This is a genomic window from Microbacterium hydrocarbonoxydans (genome assembly GCF_000956475.1).
Lineage (GTDB): Bacteria > Actinomycetota > Actinomycetes > Actinomycetales > Microbacteriaceae > Microbacterium > Microbacterium hydrocarbonoxydans_A.
On sequence record NZ_JYJB01000009.1, the window covers coordinates 437,638 to 455,599 of the forward strand.

Annotated in this window: 15 protein-coding genes; 9 read left to right on the forward strand and 6 right to left on the reverse strand. The window is 69.6% G+C overall.

Annotated elements, in window-relative coordinates; translation table 11 throughout:
* Nucleotides 1-36 precede the first annotated feature (36 nt).
* Nucleotides 37-657, forward strand: a complete 621-nt coding sequence (locus RS84_RS11270) for a TetR/AcrR family transcriptional regulator (protein WP_045257869.1) — start codon at nucleotides 37-39, stop codon at nucleotides 655-657.
* Between the two features lie 24 nt (nucleotides 658-681).
* On the opposite strand, the gene RS84_RS11275 is transcribed toward RS84_RS11270, so the two are convergent.
* Both RS84_RS11275 and RS84_RS11280 read right to left on the reverse strand, forming a co-directional pair.
* Nucleotides 682-996, reverse strand: a complete 315-nt coding sequence (locus tag RS84_RS11275; RefSeq protein WP_045257870.1) for a DUF2277 domain-containing protein — start codon at nucleotides 994-996, stop codon at nucleotides 682-684.
* 9 nt (nucleotides 997-1,005) lie between these two features.
* Nucleotides 1,006-1,995: an o-succinylbenzoate synthase gene (locus RS84_RS11280; RefSeq protein ID WP_045257871.1), complete on the reverse strand. Its 990-nt coding sequence runs from the start codon at nucleotides 1,993-1,995 to the stop codon at nucleotides 1,006-1,008.
* 61 nt (nucleotides 1,996-2,056) lie between these two features.
* Here RS84_RS11280 and RS84_RS11285 point away from each other — a divergent pair, with 61 nt between their 5' ends.
* Nucleotides 2,057-5,761: a homocysteine S-methyltransferase family protein gene (locus tag RS84_RS11285; protein WP_045257872.1), complete on the forward strand. Its 3,705-nt coding sequence runs from the start codon at nucleotides 2,057-2,059 to the stop codon at nucleotides 5,759-5,761.
* 22 nt (nucleotides 5,762-5,783) lie between these two features.
* On the opposite strand, the gene RS84_RS11290 is transcribed toward RS84_RS11285, so the two are convergent.
* The 4 genes from RS84_RS11290 to RS84_RS11305 all read right to left on the reverse strand — a co-directional run bounded on the left by RS84_RS11290 (nucleotide 5,784) and on the right by RS84_RS11305 (nucleotide 11,655).
* Complete coding sequence (locus tag RS84_RS11290; protein ID WP_045257873.1) at nucleotides 5,784-6,908, reverse strand: Fic family protein; 1,125 nt, start codon at nucleotides 6,906-6,908, stop codon at nucleotides 5,784-5,786.
* A 94-nt stretch (nucleotides 6,909-7,002) separates the two neighbouring features.
* Nucleotides 7,003-10,044 (reverse strand): ATP-binding cassette domain-containing protein, encoded by a 3,042-nt coding sequence (locus tag RS84_RS11295; RefSeq protein WP_052676334.1) that lies wholly within the window; start codon nucleotides 10,042-10,044, stop codon nucleotides 7,003-7,005.
* Complete coding sequence (locus RS84_RS11300) at nucleotides 10,041-10,589, reverse strand: hypothetical protein (RefSeq protein ID WP_052676335.1); 549 nt, start codon at nucleotides 10,587-10,589, stop codon at nucleotides 10,041-10,043. Before RS84_RS11300 ends, RS84_RS11295 begins: the two co-directional genes overlap by 4 nt.
* Nucleotides 10,590-10,641: 52 nt before the next feature.
* Nucleotides 10,642-11,655: a GNAT family N-acetyltransferase gene (locus tag RS84_RS11305; RefSeq protein WP_045257875.1), complete on the reverse strand. Its 1,014-nt coding sequence runs from the start codon at nucleotides 11,653-11,655 to the stop codon at nucleotides 10,642-10,644.
* Between the two features lie 88 nt (nucleotides 11,656-11,743).
* Between RS84_RS11305 and RS84_RS11310 the strand changes: the two genes are divergently transcribed.
* The 7 genes from RS84_RS11310 (at nucleotide 11,744) to RS84_RS11340 (ending at nucleotide 17,953) form a co-directional block, all read left to right on the forward strand.
* Nucleotides 11,744-12,076 carry a PadR family transcriptional regulator gene (locus RS84_RS11310; RefSeq protein ID WP_045258133.1) on the forward strand — a complete coding sequence of 111 codons (333 nt, stop codon included), beginning with the start codon at nucleotides 11,744-11,746 and terminating at the stop codon, nucleotides 12,074-12,076.
* A 1-nt stretch (nucleotide 12,077) separates the two neighbouring features.
* Nucleotides 12,078-13,067, forward strand: coding sequence for a permease prefix domain 1-containing protein (locus RS84_RS11315; RefSeq protein WP_045257876.1), 990 nt, complete (start codon nucleotides 12,078-12,080; stop codon nucleotides 13,065-13,067).
* Between the two features lie 77 nt (nucleotides 13,068-13,144).
* Nucleotides 13,145-14,056 (forward strand): 1,4-dihydroxy-2-naphthoyl-CoA synthase, encoded by a 912-nt coding sequence (locus tag RS84_RS11320; RefSeq protein WP_045257877.1) that lies wholly within the window; start codon nucleotides 13,145-13,147, stop codon nucleotides 14,054-14,056.
* Between the two features lie 5 nt (nucleotides 14,057-14,061).
* Nucleotides 14,062-15,225: an AMP-binding protein gene (locus tag RS84_RS11325; protein ID WP_082062150.1), complete on the forward strand. Its 1,164-nt coding sequence runs from the start codon at nucleotides 14,062-14,064 to the stop codon at nucleotides 15,223-15,225.
* A gap of 42 nt (nucleotides 15,226-15,267) precedes the next feature.
* Nucleotides 15,268-16,059: a class I SAM-dependent methyltransferase gene (locus tag RS84_RS11330; protein WP_045257878.1), complete on the forward strand. Its 792-nt coding sequence runs from the start codon at nucleotides 15,268-15,270 to the stop codon at nucleotides 16,057-16,059.
* 59 nt (nucleotides 16,060-16,118) lie between these two features.
* Nucleotides 16,119-17,321, forward strand: coding sequence for a sensor histidine kinase (locus RS84_RS11335; RefSeq protein ID WP_045257879.1), 1,203 nt, complete (start codon nucleotides 16,119-16,121; stop codon nucleotides 17,319-17,321).
* A complete protein-coding gene (locus RS84_RS11340; protein ID WP_045257880.1) occupies nucleotides 17,318-17,953 on the forward strand; it encodes a response regulator in 636 nt (211 codons plus the stop codon). Before RS84_RS11335 ends, RS84_RS11340 begins: the two co-directional genes overlap by 4 nt.
* The last annotated feature ends 9 nt before the right edge of the window (nucleotides 17,954-17,962 follow it).

The following is a 17,962-nucleotide window of genomic DNA, read 5'->3' on the forward strand; positions in this document are numbered from 1 at the left end:
CGGCTGGGCTCCGGATGACGATGGGAGGATGAATCGATGACGACATCCGCTACGCGCAGTCGCGAGAACACGAGAGCCCGACTTCTCGACGCCGCAGCCCAGGTCTTCGCCGAGGTCGGCCTGGACGGCGCATCGGTCGAGGTCGTCTGCGAGCGCGCAGGGTTCACCCGCGGTGCGTTCTACTCGAACTTCGAGTCCAAGGACGAGCTGTTCCTCACCCTCGCCGCGAGCGTCGGCGAAGAGCGCGTGGCCGCGGTGCGCGCGCGGGTGGAGGAGATGGCGGCCGACGGGGCGCTGTCAGAGGGCTGCGACCCGATCGAGCTCGTGCAGGACATCATGGACTCGGGTGAGGACGACCGGCTCGGCGTCATGCTCATGAGCGAGATCCGCATCAGGGCGCTCCGCGACGAGGCCTTCGGCGCCGCCTACCTCGCCCAGGAGCGCGAGATGGTCGCCAGCATCGCCCGGATCATCACCGACATCGTGGCGGCCGGTCATCTCCGGCTGCGCGAACCGGCGGAGGCCGCCGCGCGCATGCTCATGATCGTGTGGGAGGGCATGACGGTGCGCGGCGCGATGGCGGGGCAGGATGCCGCGCAGTTGCGTCGCGCAGGCAGCGAGGAGCTCGGCCGCCTCGTCTCCATGCTCATCGAGTGACGGCCCCAGTGGGGAAGGCGGGTGTCAGGATGCGGCGCGCGCGGCGCGCTTCTCCTGCTGGAACACCCTGATGGCCTCGTAGCGCTCGGCCGAGCGCGCCTGTCGCTTCGCCGCCTCCTCGCTGCGGTTCTTCGGGGGCGCCGTCGTGACGAGATCGTCGAGGAGATGACGCGTGGCGTGCGCGATCTCCTCGACCGCCCGGTCGAAGACCGCCTGGTTGGCGCGGGAGGGCTTGGTCGTTCCCGCGATCTTGCGCACGAACTGCAGCGCGGCGTCGTGGCACTCGTCGTCGGTCGCGGCCGGAGCGAGGTTGTTCAGAGGGACGATGTTGCGGCACATGCCGACAGGCTAAGCCGCATCGCCTCCGAGGCCAAGCACCTTGTGGCAGCGCGTAAGCCGGTCGAGCCACCAGTCCCGGCGGTCGTCGGGGGCGGCCAGGCGATCGAGGGCCGCGGCATCCGGAGTCACCCGTTCTGCCGAGATCGAGCCGTCGACGGCCCGCAGATCGGCGACGTCGTCGAGGAAGAGCGATGACGTGCCGAGCCCGCAGTCGTAGTCGAGCGAGGGCAGCGCCGCCGCCAGCGCGGCGCCCTGCGAGAGCCCGACCGCTGTGTCGAGGGCGCTGGAGACGACGACGGGCAGGCCCGCGGCGGTCACGATCTGCAGCGCGTGCGTGACGCCGCCCAGCGGCTGCGCCTTGATCACCAGCAGGTCGGCGGCCTTCGCGCGCGCGACCGCGAGCGGATCGGACGACTTGCGCACGCTCTCGTCGGCCGCGACAGGGATGCCCATGTACTTCACCCGCCTGCGCAGGTCGGCGAGCTCGTCGACGCTCGCGCACGGCTGCTCGACGTACTCCAGGTCGAACTCGTTCAGCGCGTGCACGGCGTGCTCGGCCTCGTCGACGTTCCACGCGCCGTTGGCGTCGACGCGGATGCGGCCCTCGGGGCCCATCGCCTCGCGCACCGCCCGCACACGGGCGATGTCGTCGGCGAGAGTCTGTCCGGGTTCCGCGACCTTGACCTTGGCCGTGCGACATCCCGCGAATCGGGCGAGGACCTCGGATACTCGCGCGGCCTCGACCGCGGGAACGGTCGCGTTCACAGGGATCCGGTCGCGCAGCGGCGCGGGCTGCGGGCGGAAGGCGAAGTCGATCGCCGCGGCGAGCCACGTCGCCGCCTCGGCATCCGCGTACTCGACGAAGGGAGAGAACTCGGCCCAGCCCTCGGGGCCCTCGAAAAGCAGCGCCTCTCTCGCATCGACTCCGCGGAACCGGGTGGCCATCGGAAGGGCGACGACCCGGGCTGAGCCGAGCAGGTCTGCGAGGGAGGGGAGCATGCCCCCATTCTGGCCCCGAAACCCCGTGAAACACGGCTCATCGCGGCAATAGGCTGGACAGATGCCGACTCCCCGCCACGCCCTCGACATCGAGGCCTTCGACCGACCGGCCCGCTCGCAGGCGCTTCTCGACGCCGTGCAGTCGCGCGTGGTCATCGCCGACGGCGCGATGGGTACGATGCTGCAGCAGCACGACCTCTCGATCGAGGGCGACTTCGAGGGGCTGGAGGGCTGCAACGAGATCCTCAACGTCACCCGCCCCGACGTGATCGGCGGCATCCACGACGCGTATTTCGCCACCGGCATCGACGCGGTCGAGACGAACACCTTCGGCGCGAACTGGTCGAACCTGTCGGACTACGGCATCGACGACCGCATCCACGAGCTCGCCGAGGTCGGCGCCCGCATCGCCCGCGAGCGCGCGGAAGCCGCCGAGGCGACTGACGGACGCATGCGATGGGTGCTCGGTTCGATGGGCCCCGGCACGAAACTGCCGAGTCTCGGGCACACCACCTACGACCACCTCAAGCAGACCTTCGCGCTGCAGGCCGAGGGGCTCATCGACGGGGGCGCCGACGCCTTCCTGATCGAGACGAGCCAGGACCTGCTGCAGACGAAGGCGGCGGTGAACGGATGCCGTCAGGCCATCGTCGCGCGTGGCACCCGCCTGCCGATCTTCGTGGAGGTGACCGTCGAGACCACGGGCACCATGCTCATGGGCTCGGAGATCGGCGCGGCCCTGACGGCCCTGGAGCCGCTCGGCGTCGACGCGATCGGCCTGAACTGCGCCACCGGTCCCGCCGAGATGAGCGAGCACCTGCGGCACCTGTCGAAGCACTCGACCGTGCCGATCGCGTGCATGCCGAACGCGGGCCTGCCCGTGCTCGGCGCGAATGGCGCTCACTACCCCCTCGCTCCTGTAGAGCTCGCCACGGCACACGAGCAGTTCGTGCGCGAGTTCGGCCTGGGGCTGGTGGGCGGATGCTGCGGCACCACGCCCGAGCACCTCGCCGCCGTGGTCGAGCGGCTCGAGCCCTACCGGCTGACCCCCGGGTCGTTGAGCGAGCGAAGCGAGACGAAACGCGATGGCGACGCGGACGACCTTTCGTCTCCGTCGCCGGCGCTCCCTCGCTCGACGACCAGAGAGGTCGAGATCGAGTCCGGCGTCGCCTCCCTCTACCAGCACGTCGCGTTCGATCAGGATGCCTCGTACCTCGCGATCGGCGAGCGCACCAATGCGAACGGCTCGAAGGCGTTCCGTGAGGCGATGCTCGATTCGCGCTGGGACGACTGCGTCGAGATCGCCCGCAACCAGATCCGCGTCGGGGCGCACCTGCTCGACGTCTGCGTCGATTACGTCGGCCGCGACGGGGTCGCAGACATCCGCGAGGTGGTCTCGCGGTTCGCCTCGCAGTCGACGCTGCCGCTCGTGATCGACTCCACCGAGCCTCCCGTCATCCAGGCCGGGCTCGAGCTCATCGGCGGACGGCCCGTGGTCAACTCGGTCAACTACGAAGACGGCGACGGGCCCGGCAGCCGCTTCGGCCGGATCATGCCGCTCGTGAAGGAGCACGGCACCGCCGTCGTCGCGCTCACGATCGACGAGCAGGGTCAGGCGCGCACGACCGAGGGGAAGGTCGCGATCGCCTCGCGCCTGATCGACGAGCTCACCGGAGAGTGGGGCATGCGCGTCGAGGACATCATCGTCGACGCCCTGACCTTCCCGATCGCGACGGGCCAGGAGGAGACCCGCCGCGACGGCATCGAGACCATCGAGGCGATCCGCCAGATCACGCAGAAGTATCCCGGCATCCACACCACCCTCGGCGTCTCGAACGTCTCGTTCGGGCTCAACCCGGCCGCGCGCATGGTGCTGAACTCGGTGTTCCTGCACGAGGCATCCGAGGCCGGACTCTCCAGCGGCATCATCGACGCCGCGAAGATCGTGCCCCTGGCATCCCTCCCCGAAGAGCAGCGCAAGGTCGCCCTCGACCTGGTGTGGGATCGCCGCGAGTACGACGCAGACGGCAACGTCACCTATGACCCGCTGTCGACCATGCTCGACCTGTTCGCCGGCGTCGACACCGCGGCCCTCCGCGACCAGCGGGCTGCGGAGCTCGCGGTTCTTCCCGTGGGGCAGCGCCTCGAGCGCCGGATCATCGACGGCGAGGGCAAGGGGCTGGAGGAGGATCTCGACCTCGCGCGCGCCGAGGGCAAGACCGCGCTCGGCATCATCAACGACCACCTGCTCGAGGGCATGAAGGTCGTCGGCGAGCGCTTCGGCGCCGGTGAGATGCAGCTGCCGTTCGTGCTGCAGTCGGCCGAGGTCATGAAGAACGCCGTCGCGCTGCTCGAGCCGCACATGGAGAAGTCGGATGCCTCGGGCAAGGGCACGATGGTGATCGCGACGGTGCGCGGCGACGTGCACGACATCGGCAAGAACCTCGTCGACATCATCCTCACCAACAACGGCTACAAGGTGATCAATCTCGGCATCAAGCAGCCGATCGCCGACATCATCGCCGCCGCAGAGGAGCACGATGCCGACGTGATCGGCATGTCGGGTCTGCTCGTGAAGTCGACGGTCGTGATGAAGGAGAACCTCCTCGAGCTGCAGGCCAGGGGACTGGCGAAGAAGTGGCCGGTGATCCTCGGCGGCGCGGCGCTCACCCGGGCCTATGTCGAGGACGATCTGGCCGGGATGTTCGACGGCGAGGTCCGCTACGCGAAGGACGCCTTCGAAGGCCTCGCGCTGATGGAGCCGCTCGTGCGCGTGGCGCGCGGCGAGGATCCCGCCGAGGTGGGCCTGCCCGCTCTGAAGAAGCGCATCCACGCGCGCGGCGCGCAGCTCACCCTCACGGAGCCCGAGAACCTGCCGGCCCGTTCGGACGTGGCATCCGACAACGAGGTCCCCGCACCGCCGTTCTGGGGAACCCGCATAGTCCGCGGCATCGCGCTCGCCGACTACTCGGCGTATCTCGACGAGCGGGCGACCTTCATGGGCCAGTGGGGGCTCAAGCCGGGCCGCGGTGAAGACGGCGCCTCGTACGAGCAGCTCGTCGAGTCCGAGGGGCGGCCGCGTCTTCGGTACTGGCTCGACCGGATCCTCGCGGAGGGGATGCTGGATGCATCCGTCGCCTACGGGTACTTCCCCGTGGTGTCGGAGGGTGACGACGTGGTGGTGCTGCACCACGGTGACGACCCCGACGGCATCCTGGGCGTTCCTGGACTGCTCGCACCCGACGGCGGTTCGGGTCCTCTCGGCTCCGAACGCCTGCGCTTCACCTTCCCGCGGCAGCGGCGCGATCGGCACCTGAACCTCGCCGACTTCATCCGCTCGCGCGAGTCGGGTCAGGTCGATGTGCTGCCCGTGCAGCTCGTCACCGCGGGGGCCGCGATCGACAAGGTCACCGCGAAGCTGTTCGCCGAGAACAGGTACCGCGACTACTACGAGCTCAACGGGCTCGTGATGCAGCTCACCGAGGCGCTCGCCGAGTTCTGGCACGCTCGCATCCGCTCGGAGCTCGGCTTCTCGGCCGAGGACCCGACCGACACGGCGGGCCTGTTCAAGCTCGAGTACCGGGGAGCGCGCTTCTCGCTCGGCTACCCGGCGTGCCCCGACATGGAGGACCGCCGCAAGGTCGTCGAGCTGCTGCGCCCCGAGCGCATGGGCGTCGAGCTCAGCGAGGAGCTGCAGCTGCACCCCGAGCAGTCGACGGATGCCTTCGTGTTCCACCACCCGGAGGCGAAGTACTTCTCGGTGTGACCGCGTGTCGGGTATTCCGCCGTCAATCGTCCGAAAGCATCCGCGGAAGGTATCCAAGAGCGTCAAGGCGGCGCACGAGCCGAGGAGCGAGGGGCCCGCTGGACAAGACCAGTCGGTAGAATCGAGGTCCTTCATCGGCTTGGGTGAGCAGACCACGCGCGATCAGCGAGCCGATTGCACGGGAGCGTACCGATGGGCTTCCGGGGAGCGCGCTCTGCAGGTCGCCGGCCTTCACGACGCCCAGCGAAGCGACCAGATTCAACGCTTTTTCTTCCTCGGAGGAGATCACGCCGTCGCGGCGGAGGTTCCCCAGGGCGGGCCGAATGAGTTCTTCATTGACGTATTCGCTCTTTTCGAACGTGTTGAGACGTGCGAGGTCATCGCGAAGGCCGCGCGCGAAGAACGAGATCCAGGTCGTCGTGCCCTGCTCGCTCAGATCATCCGCGGCTTCGAGTGCAGCGATGTACGCTTCACGGTCGTTGCCGAACACGGCCGTGGGATTGAGCGAGCTGTGGCCGCCGGAGGCGAAGATGGTCCGCCGGAGCATCGCGTAGGTGAACAGACGAGAAACGCGTCCGTTGCCGTTTCGGAATGGGTGGATCCAGACCAATCGATGATGCGCGAGGGCGACCTGGAGCATCTGCTCGTGCGGTGGACGCTCGGCATTCGCGAAATCAAGAAGCTCGGTCATCTCCGCGTGTACGAGCACCCAGGAAGGCGGGGTGTGCGCGGAGTTCGTGATTGCGACGTCGACCTCGCGGTAGCTGCCCGGGTTCGGGTCACCTTCTCTGACGAGGCCCCTGACGGTGCTCGAGTGGAGTTCGCGGATGAAAGCATGCGTAAGCGGCTGCGCGGGATCCTGGGTGTCGATGAAGCGAGCGGTCGCTGCTATGTTTCGGATCTCGCGAAGCGAGTCGGATGGCGCTGCGTGATCGATCTGTTCCAGGGCGTCGTAGACCGTTGTATGGTTGCCTTCGATGCGGGCGGAGATGACGCTCATCACGGTATCGAAGAGCTGATGCAACTCGACGTAAGTGTCGATCGGGATGTCCCCTGAGCCGATGTAGGAACGCAGGCGTTCCACTTCGAAGAGAGTCGCGACGAGGTCGGAACTGAAGTCGAGTCGTGGAAGAGCGTACTTTGTCATGGTCTCGCTTTTTGCAGGGGTGAATGTGATTTATTGCACGATAGCAAGATACTTCCCCAAGATCACGGGAAATGGTGTCGATTGCTTCGGCCTACTATTTGCGGATGGCGGGGGTAGGTACTTGCGGCATCACTGAATCGGCCACGACCGGCTTCGCACGACGCAGCGCGGCGAGCACGGGGCGCCCGATCAGTACGAGGCCGATGATCGTCGTCGCCGCGCGCAGAGTGTCCCATCCGGCGGTCGATGTGACGAGCGAGTACAGCAGGAAGCTGCCGAGGTTCTGAGTGATCGGAGCTCCAGGCACGTAGGAGATCGCGGTGCCGCCGCCGATCGCGAAAGGCCAGAACCAGAGGTTCAGCAGCAGGCCGAAGACATAGGATGCCGCGGCGCCGTAGGCGCAGAGCATGGCGATCTCCGCCCAGCCCCTGACCCGGCGGGGGAGGAGACCGGCTCCGGCGCCCACCCAGCCGCAGGCGAACATCTGGAACGGCGTCCAGGGGCCGAACCCGCCGAAGACGGTCGACGACAGCAGGATCGTCGAGACGCCGAGCAGCATCCCGAACCGGGCGCCGAAGGCGCGGCCGGCGAGCACGAGCAGGATGAACACGGCTTCGACTCCGCCGACGCCCGTGCTCGCGATCCGCAGAGCAGTGCCGATCGCGGCGAGCACACCCAGATAGGCGATGATGTGCGCCGAACGCACCGTCTGATCGAGAGCGGCGATCGCGACGAGCACCGCCACCGGCGCGAGGGCGAGCGCGACCCAGGGGACGGCCGTGTTCGCCTGCGTCGGCAGGGCGGCAGCGACGAACGGCCAGGTGAACGCGGCGAGGGCGACGATGTTCGCCGCGAGCAGCGAGAGCGGACCTCCGACTGCCGCCCTCCGGCCGACGACATGCCAGCCGCGGGCGTTGCGCGCCGGTCGTCCGGATGGTCCGAGACCGGCCCCTGCGTCGTTCCGTCGGGAGGGAGAGGGCGACACGCCGCCGTCGAGGCCTGATTCCTCCGACGGATGGGAATGCTCCCGACGGATGGGCGTCGGAGGCGCGGATGCGGATGCCGTGGACTGCACGGAGGAGGACGAGGATGCGGGAGCAGCATCGATGCAGGACTCGTCCGGCAGCTGAAGTGCGAGGTCTGGTGCGGGCGCCACGCCGTCCCTCATCCGCAGAACCCGCGCGCCGAGATCCTCCGCGAAGTCGGCATCGTGCGTCGCCATCAGCACGGCAGCGCCCCGATCCGCCGCGTGCCTCAGCGCCGCACGCACCTGCCCTCTGGCGCGCGCGTCGAGACCGCGGGTCGGCTCGTCGATCATGAGCGCCTCGGGGGAACGCGCGAGCTGCAGCGCGATCGCCAGACAGCGCCGCTCGCCGAGTGAGAGGTCCCGCGGATGCCGAGGCATCCGCTCCGCGAGGCCGGCGGCGTCGAGACAGAGCAGCGCCGCGAACCGCGCGGCCGTGGTCGACGCGGAGCGCAGACCCGTACGGCGGGCCGAGCGGTCGGCCCTCGTGCATTCCGCTGCCACGGTGTCACAGGTGAACAGGTTGTCAGAGGCGTCGGGGACGAGGACAGGGCTGCCCACGACCTCCAGATCGCGAGGAGGGAGGGCGAGCGCGGTGAGAAGCGTGGACTTGCCCGCGCCGTTCGGGCCGATCAACGCGGCGATCTCCCCGCGTCCGAGCGAGAGCGATGCATCCGCGACGGCGATGACGCCGCCGACAGCGATGCGGACATGCGATGCTGCGAGGGCGGCATCCCCGGGTCGCGACCCCGCCGCGTCCTCGGTTCGCCTCTGTGGCGCAGGCTCCGGAGGCATCGGCGGCTGCGCTCGCTCAGCACGGCGCTCGCGCAGACCAGCGGTGAGCGAGTACGAGCGCGCCGAAGAGTCGCTCGACGGGCGGGACGCGCCCTGCGGCGTGGCGGACCGCAGCGATGAGCCGTCGATCTCCCACCATTCGTCGGCGACCTCGCCGAAGGCGGCGGCCCGATGCTCCGCGACCAGCACGCACAGACCAGCGTCGTGCGCGAGCCGATCGAGAGCGGCGACCACGCGCACGCGCGCGTGGGCATCCAGATCCGCGAGCGGCTCGTCGATCAGCAGCAGGATCGGGCGCTCGACCACGGCCGCCGCGATCGCGACCATGGTCGCCTCGCCTGCCGACAGCGTGTGCACCGAGCGGTCACGCAGGTGCGCGATCGTCAGGCGCTCGACGACCTCATCCACGCGTGCGGCGACGATCGCCGAGGCGACTCCACGCAGCTGCAGCGAGAGTCCGATCTCGTCGCGAACGAACTCGCTGCAGAACGCCTCGCGGGGGTTCTGCAGCACGACCCCGACCAGCCGAGAGGAGTCGCGCGGCGGGATTCGTCGTCGATCCAGACCCGCCACCTCCACAGCGCCCGTCGACCATCCGCCGTCGACATGGTCGACGAGACCCGCGAGACCGCGCAGCAGCGTCGATTTGCCCGATCCGGTCGGGCCCGTCACCACGGTCAGCATGCCGGTGCGGAGCGCGAGATGATCGACGGCGAGCACGACGGAGCCGCCGAAGCCGAAGACCGCGTCGCGCACCGAGACCGGAGCGTCGCACTCCCCGTCGGCGGCGACGCCGCCGAAGCCGCGCAGCTCGAGCCCGTTCGCGACGGCCGCCGCTCGTTCGAGCGTGCGCTCGAGAACGGGGACCAGCATCCTCGGTCCGGCTTTCTCTCCGCGCAGCCGCTGCGCAGTGTGCACGGTGCGCACCGCCTGGCCGAGGCTCGGCAGGGTCGACCACGCGACGGCCACAGCCCGGGCGATGCCGCGCAGCGGGCCGCGGCGAGCGAGCCGGCCGAACACCCGCGAGATGTCGAACACGGCGTTCAGCAGGCCGAAGAGCAGGATGACGGCGGCGATCGGGAGCGCCGAGAGGACCGCATCCCACAGGCCGTCGAGCGTCACGGGCCCGAGCAGCGTCACCCACGAGAAGGGCGCTGGCAGCCGCAGGGCGGCGAGCGGCAGCAGCACCGGGCCGCTGCCGTCTGCGCCGTGGAACAGCACGCGGTAGACGACGCGGGCGGCGACGAAGAACGCCGCCAGCCCCGCCGCCGTACGCAGCGGGCCGGGTCTCAGTTGGAGCCGGCCCGCACGGGTCACGAGGTGGGCGAAGCCGGGGCGCCGTTGACGGTGAACAGCAGCTCGACGCTGTCGCCCGGGTTCAGCTCGAGCGCGGAGAGACCGGTCTGCGCGTAGTCCCACTCGCCGTCGGCCGGCTTGACCCACAGCCCCCAGTACGCGGCCGCAGGCGGCATGTCGGCGCAGGTCTCGTGGTACGCGGCGCCGTCGTCACCGGTGAGCTCGGTCTCCTCGGCCGGCACGCCGTTCACGCGGCAGATCACATCGTCGGGGTAGGTCGTGGTGCCGACCGTCGTGAACCCTGCTTCGGTGACGGCATCCGTCCCGAGGATCGTCTTGTCGGTGTCGACGCACACGGTGTCCGACGGGTCGTCGGAGATGTCGAGGTCGCCGGTGTCGACCACGACGGTCACGCCGGCGCAGGTGCCGTCGTCGGCTGCCGCCGAGGAGCTCGCCGTCGAGGTCGGAGCGTCGGAGGCGGTGCTCGGCGAGCACGCGGTGAGGGACAGCGCGAGGAGTGCTGCCGTGGAGAGGGTGAGAGCGAGGTTACGGGTCGTCGAGGTCACCGTCCTACAGTACGGAATCGGATGCCGTCGCCCCATTCCGCGGCGTCACAAATCAGACCAGGCGCTTCTGCAGCTCCGCCACCCGTGCTGTCGCGTGGAAACCGAGCTGCGTGTTCACGGCCAGCATGTGCTCGTTCGACTCCGCGTTGAACGTGTACACCCGGGTGGTTCCCGGCGACAGCCGCTGCAGCAGCCGGAGGTTCTCGAGCTTGACCCGCAGCCCCAGGCGCCGCCCGCGATCCTCTCGCCGTACGAGCGTGCCCCACTGGTACCCGTTGCCGTCGTCGATCGACACCACGATCTGCGTGTAGGCGGCGACGCGCCCGTCGCGGTCGAGAGCGACGGTCCCGTACGAGGTGCGACCCTGCCGGACGATCAGGTCCTCGTCGTCGCGGAACGCGGCGACGTCGCCAGACGCGGTCTCGATGTCGAGGGCTCCGGTGGGCGCCTCCGTGTCGAGGATCGCATCCAGCGCCGCCCAGTCGGCGACGAACTCCTCGGGGACTCTGCCCGACCAGCTGCGGATCTCATAGCCCGCGGCCGGGGCCGTGGTCAGGAGCCGGCCGATCATCTCGTCCGAAACCGGTAGGTCGAGGCGGTTCTGCACGTCGCCGAGGGCGACCTCGTACCCGTGCCGGGCGGCGAACTCCCGTCCGGGTTCGCCGGCACCGTCGGCGGGGGCTGATGCCGGCCAGAAGATGTCGGCGCGCATGGTCGTGCGCCCCTCACCAGCCGCCTCCTGCTCGATGCGAGCGAGGAGCGCGGAGCCGACGCCGCGGCGGCGATGCTCGGACGGGACGTTCACGCCGATCCCCGCGACGTGCGTGTTGTCCGTGAGAGACAGGGTGAGCGCTCCCGAGCCGACGACCGCGCCGTTCTCGAGCGCGACGAAGGCGGTCTTCCGCGTCGTCGCGGAGGGCTGCTGCAGCTCGGTGCGGCTCTCCTCTCGCGACCAGACCACGGCGTCGTCACCCATGCCGACGCGTCGCGCGGCGGCATACGCCTCCCACCAGGCGTCGACGGCGGAATCGTCGAACGGGTCGATGCAGGCGATCTCGAAGCTCATGACTCCACGCTAGGGCTTCGGGGTCTCTTCTCATCCGCAATCAATGTGTTGTTGACGATAGTGTGTGTCACACAGTAATGTGATCGACATGAACGAGATTCTCGACACACACCTGCAGGAGCTGAGACGCGGCACCGTGGTGCTCGCGTGCCTGCAGCTGCTGCGCACTCCGGGCTACGGCTACGGACTGCTCGAAGAGCTCGAGAGCCGGGGCTTCGCCACCGACGCGAACACTCTCTACCCCCTGCTTCGCCGGCTGGAGAAGCAGGAGTACCTGACCAGCGAGTGGAACACCGACGAGGCCAGGCCCCGCAAGTTCTATCGCACCTCGGATGCCGGCATCCGCCTCGCCGACACCCTGACCGACGAATGGCGCTCGCTCACCGCAGCGATCGACACCCTCACCGCAGAGGAGAACTGACATGACCACGACCGCCACTCTCACCGAGCGCTACATCGCCGCGACCGTCAAGAGCCTGAGGCCCGACGCGCAGGACGATGTCCGCGCCGAGCTCGGTGCCTCCATCGCCGATGCGATCGAAGCCAGGCTCGAGGCCGGTGAGTCGCCGACGGATGCCGAACGCGCCGTGCTCACCCAACTCGGCGACCCGGGTATCCTCGCCGCAGGCTACGCCGAGCGTCCGCTCCATCTGATCGGCCCGCGCTTCTACCTGACCTGGTGGCGACTGCTGAAGCTCCTGCTGATGATCGTCCCGGTCTGCGTCCTGGTCGCAGCGGCGCTGGGGCAGACGATCGCCGGCGCTCCCGTCGGCGAGATCATCGCCTCCGCGATCGTCGCCACCGGGGGAACGATCATCCACATCTGCTTCTGGACGACGCTCGTCTTCGTCGTGCTGGAGCGCACCGGCAACTCGACGTCGATCGACAAGTGGGATGTCGATCAACTGCCCGAGCTCACAGAGAACGGTCCAGGGCGCAACGAGCTGATCGGCTCGCTCGTCTTCCTGGGCCTGGCGGTCGGTGCTCTCGTCTGGGATCGGTTGCGCGGCTTCATCCCCGCAGAGACGCTTCCGATCCTGAACCCTGACCTGTGGCCATGGAGCATCGGGCTGCTGCTTCTGCTCATCGCGGCGGAGGCGGTCTTCGCGATCGTCATCTTCCGACGGGGCGGCTGGACGGTGGGGTTTGCAGTGGTGAACACCATCCTCGCGCTGGCGTTCCTCGCGTGGGTGCTCGTCCTCCTGCTGCGCGGCGAGCTCGTCAACCCCGACTTCCTCGCCTACGCCGTCACCGCCGGCGGTGATGGCTTCGCCGCGGGTGATGCCGAGGCGTCCGGCGAGGGCGGGATCATGCGCATACTCGCAGTCGTCCTCGGGTTCGGCGTCGCGGCCGGCGTCGTGTGGGACATCGCCGACGGGTGGATCAAGACCGTCCGTCGGCGCCGGCCCTGACGTCCCCTTCCGGAGAGTGCCGCCCACGACGGGCGGCACTCTCTCGCCTGCACCCGCCGAGGAATAGGCTGGACGCCGTGACCACAGCATCCGTCTCCGATCTGTTCGACCCCGAGGAGTGGGTGCTCGCACCCGGCGCCGAGGACTACACCGACATCACGGCGCACGTGTCGCACGACGGCGGCGTCGCCCGCATCGCGTTCGACCGGCCCGAGGTGCGCAACGCCTTCCGTCCGCACACCGTCGATGAGCTCTACCGCGCTCTCGACATCGCCAGGCAGGATCCGCGGATCGGCGCCGTGCTTCTCACTGGCAACGGACCCAGCCCGAAGGACGGCGGCTGGGCGTTCTGCTCGGGCGGTGACCAGCGCATCCGCGGGCGCGACGGGTACAAGTACTCGGACGAGGTCGATGCGGTGGCAGACCCTGCGCGCGCCGGCCGCCTGCACATCCTCGAGGTTCAGCGCCTCATCCGGTTCATGCCGAAGGTGGTCATCGCGGTGATCCCCGGATGGGCAGCGGGCGGCGGCCACTCGCTGCACGTCGTGTGCGACCTGTCGATCGCCTCCGCTGAGGAGGCGCGGTTCAAGCAGACGGATGCCGACGTCGGCAGCTTCGACGCCGGATACGGCTCGGCATACATGGCTCGGCAGACGGGGCAGAAGATCGCGCGAGAGGTGTTCTTCCTCGCCGAGGAGTACTCCGCGCAGCGCGCCTATGAGATGGGCGCCGTGAACCGCGTGGTTCCGCACGCCGAGCTCGAGCGCGAGGCGCTGAAGACGGCCCGCACCGTGCTCACCAAGTCGCCCACGGCGATCCGCATGCTCAAGTTCGCCTTCAATGCGGTCGACGACGGCATGGTCGGGCAGCAGGTGTTCGCAGGTGAGGCGACCCGACTCGCCTACGGCACCGACGAGGCTGTCGAAGGGCGCGATTCCTTCCTCGAGAAGCGCGCGCCGGACTGGTCGGCCTTCCCGTACCACTTCTGACCCTCATGTCGATCGAGCTGCGACCCACGGATGCCGACGATCCCGAAGAGCTGCGCGCCGCTCTGGGGCGAGCCCTCGACGGCGGCCCGGCGCTCGGCTTCGGCATGGTGGGCGGGGAGCCTGAGAGCGTGCCTGACGGCACCGCCGTCGTGATCGCGACCTCCGGGTCGACCGGCATCCCGAAGCGGGTCGTGCTGAGCGGTGAGGCGCTGCGCGCCGGCGCCGAGGCGACGGCCGCGCGTATCGGCGCGGGCCGATGGCTGCTCGCGCTGCCCGCGAGCTACGTCGCCGGTCTCCAGGTGCTGGTGCGCTCGCTGCTGGCGGGCACGGAGCCCGCAGTGCTCGAGCAGCGGTTCTCCGCGGATGCCTTCGCCATGGCGACGCTGTCGATGCTCCGCCCGACCGCGGGCTCGGGCGGCGGTATCCCCGAGCTGTACACGTCGCTGGTGCCCGCGCAGCTCGCGACCCTCCTGGGTGCCGCAGACAGCGACGCGGTCCGCAGCTCGCTCTGCGCGTACCGTGCGATCCTCGTCGGCGGCCAGGCCCTGCCGGAGCCGCTGCGCGAACGGGCGGCGGAGCTCGGCGTGCGCCTCGTGCGCACCTACGGATCGAGCGAGACGAGCGGCGGCTGCGTGTACGACGGAGTGCCCCTCGACACGGCCGCCGTCAAGGCCGTCGACGGGGAGCTGCGCATCGCCGGGCCCATGCTCGCCGACGGATACCTCGGCGACCCCGAGCTCACCGCCCGGGTGTTCGAGCGCGATGAGCACGGCATCCGCTGGTACCGAACCGGCGACCTGGGTCTCGTCGAAGACGGCATCGTGCGGGTGCACGGCCGGGCAGACAACGTCATCGTCTCCGGCGGCATCAACATCTCGCTCGACCGGGTCGAGCGGATCGTGCGGCGCGTGCCGGGCCTCACCGACGCCGTCGTGATCCCGGTCGCCGACGCGCGATGGGGCGAAGCGTCGGTCATCGTGGCGCCTCGAGGTGAGGCTCTGCGGCGCAGCGAGGCCGAACAGCTCGCGCACGCTCGCGACGCGGTCGCCGAAGAGCTCGGCAAGCCCGCGCGGCCCGCGCGGCTGATCCTCGTCGACGAACTCGACACCCTCCCGTCCGGCAAACCCGATCGCGAGGCGATCCGCCGGGCGGTGGCAGAGCTCCACTGACACACCGACTCGGACCCGAGTCGCAGGATGCCAGGATGGAACATGGCCTCGTACACGCACGGACACCACGAATCCGTCCTCCGCTCGCACAACGTCCGCGACATCTCGAACTCCGCCGAGTACCTTCGCCCGTTCCTCACTGCGACCACGAGCCTCCTCGATGTCGGCGCCGGCCCCGGCTCGATCACGGTCGACTTCGCGAGCGTCGTCGGGCATGTCACAGCGACCGAGATCGATGAGAACGCGCTCTCCCTCTCCCGTTCCCTCGCCGAGCAGCGTGGTGCGACGAACATCGACTTCTCGGTCGAGGACGTGCACGCGCTGAGCTTCGCAGACGACAGCTTCGACGTCGCGCATGCTCATCAGGTGCTGCAGCACGTCGCTGATCCGGTGCAGGCGCTGCGGGAGATGCGGCGTGTGACCGTGCCCGGAGGCATCGTCGCCGCACGCGACGCGGACTATGCGGGGTTCATCTGGTTCCCGTTGCTGCCCGAGCTCGACCGGTGGCTCGACCTCTACCGTCGTGCGGCCAGGGCGAACGGAGGGGAGCCGGATGCCGGTCGGCGCCTGCTGGCGTGGGCTCGAGCCGCCGGGTTCGACGACGTCACGGTCACGGCATCCACCTGGTGCTACGCCACCCCCGAAGAGCGCAGCTGGTGGGGCGGCATGTGGGCCGACCGCATCCTCCAATCCGCTCTCGCGCGGCAGCTGCTCGACAGCGGCATGGCGACGGATGCCGAGCTGCGCGAGATCAGCGACGCCTGGAGGCGCTGGGCCGACGACGGCGACGGCTGGTACCTCGTGCCGCACGGCGAGATCGTCGCCCGCGCCTGACCGCGGGATACATCTCCGGGCGGATGCCGCGGCATCCGCCCGTCACGTAGCGTGGGGGAGTGATCCGGCCGCTCTCTCGCACGGCGCTCGTGCTCGACATCGTCGGCGCAGCGCTGCTCTTCCTCGTCTTCACCCCGATGTCGATCGTGTTCTACGGGCACGGAACCGGAGGAGCCGAGACTCAGGCAGTCGCCGTCGCGGCGCTCGTGGTGGCGAGCATCCTGATGACCGGCGGTGTCGCGATCGGACGACTCGCGCCCGGACTCGCGCTCGCCGCGGCCTGGGCCGGAGCCGTTCTGCAGATGCTCGCAGGCTTCGGCCCGGTGCCGGTCGACTTCGCCATCCTGCTCGTGCTGTACGCCACCTCCGCGTGGGGATCGAGAGCCGTGCTGTGGTGGGGGTTCGGGTCGACGATCGTCGGTGCGCTGGTCGCGACCGTGTACATCTACTTCGTCAACGGGCTCGCGTCGACGGCGAGCACGGGCTGGGAGCAGCTGAGCGCGGGAGTGCTGCTGCTGTTCGTCTCGGTCCTCGCCCTGGGGTTCGCCTGGGTGAGCGGTCTGCTCTGGCGGGTCGTGCTGCGTGCGCGCCGCACCAAGGCGGCGCAGCTGCAGGCCGAAGCCCTCGCGGCTGAGGAGCAGGAGCGCGTGCGCATCGCGCGCGACATGCACGACATCGTCGCGCACTCGCTCGCCGTCGTGATCGCGCAGGCCGACGGCGCCCGGTACGCCGCGGCTGCGAAGCCCGAGATGGCGACCGAGGCGCTCGGCACGATCGCGCAGACCGCCCGCTCGGCGCTGTCGGACGTGCGGCTGCTGCTCACGCAGCTGCGGCATCGCCAGGGCGACGGCCCGCAGCCCACGCTCGCCGATCTCGAGACGCTGTTCGCGCAGGTGCGGCAGGCGGGAGTCGAGCCGCGCATCACGGTCGACCCGATGCCCCCAGGCGAGCCGCCGGGCGCGATCCAGCTCGCCGTCTACCGGATCCTCCAGGAGGCGCTGACCAACGCGATCCGTCACGGCGACGGGTCCGTCGACGTGAGGCTGAGCTGGCTGCCCGACCGGGTCGAGATCGAGGTGGCCAATCGCATCGGCGCCACGGCTCAGCCGTCGTCATCCGGGCATGGCCTGATCGGCATGCGCGAACGCGCTCAGCTCGTGGGCGGTAGCCTTCATGCGGGGCAGGAGGGTGAGGCGTTCCTCGTCCGCGCCTCCCTGCCCATCTCCACCTCTCCCTCCTCAGGAACCGGAACCCCCGTATGATCCGAGTCGTGCTCGTCGATGACCAGGCGCTCTTCCGTGCCGGCGTGCGGATGCTGGTCGCATCGCAGCCCGACCTCGACGTCGTCGGCGAGGCCGGCGACGGGCGCGAGGCGATCGACGTGGTGCGATCCACGCGGCCGGACGTCGTGCTCATGGACATCCGGATGCCGGTGATGGACGGCCTCACGGCCACCACGCAGATCCTCGCCGAGCCGGAGCCGCCGCGCATCGTCATGCTGACGACGTTCGATCTCGACGAGGCTGCGGCGCGCGCGATCCGACAGGGGGCGAGCGGCTTCCTCCTCAAGGACGCCGACCCCGAGTTCCTTCTCGCGGCGATCCGCACGGTGAACTCCGGCTCGAGCGTGATCGCGGCATCCGCCACCCGCGAGCTCTTCCAGCACTTCGCCGAGGCGCCGAAGCCCGTGCCCGATCGCTACTCCGCCCTCACCGAGCGTGAGCGCGAGATCTTCGCGCTGGCTGCTCGAGGTCTGTCGAACTCCGAGATCGCCGCGCGGGAGTACCTCAGCGAGGCGACCGTGAAGACGCACATCAGTCGCATCCTCACCAAGCTCGCTCTCCGTGACCGCGTGCAGCTGGTCGTCTTCGCCTTCGAGCACGGGCTCGCCTGAGGCAGGGCT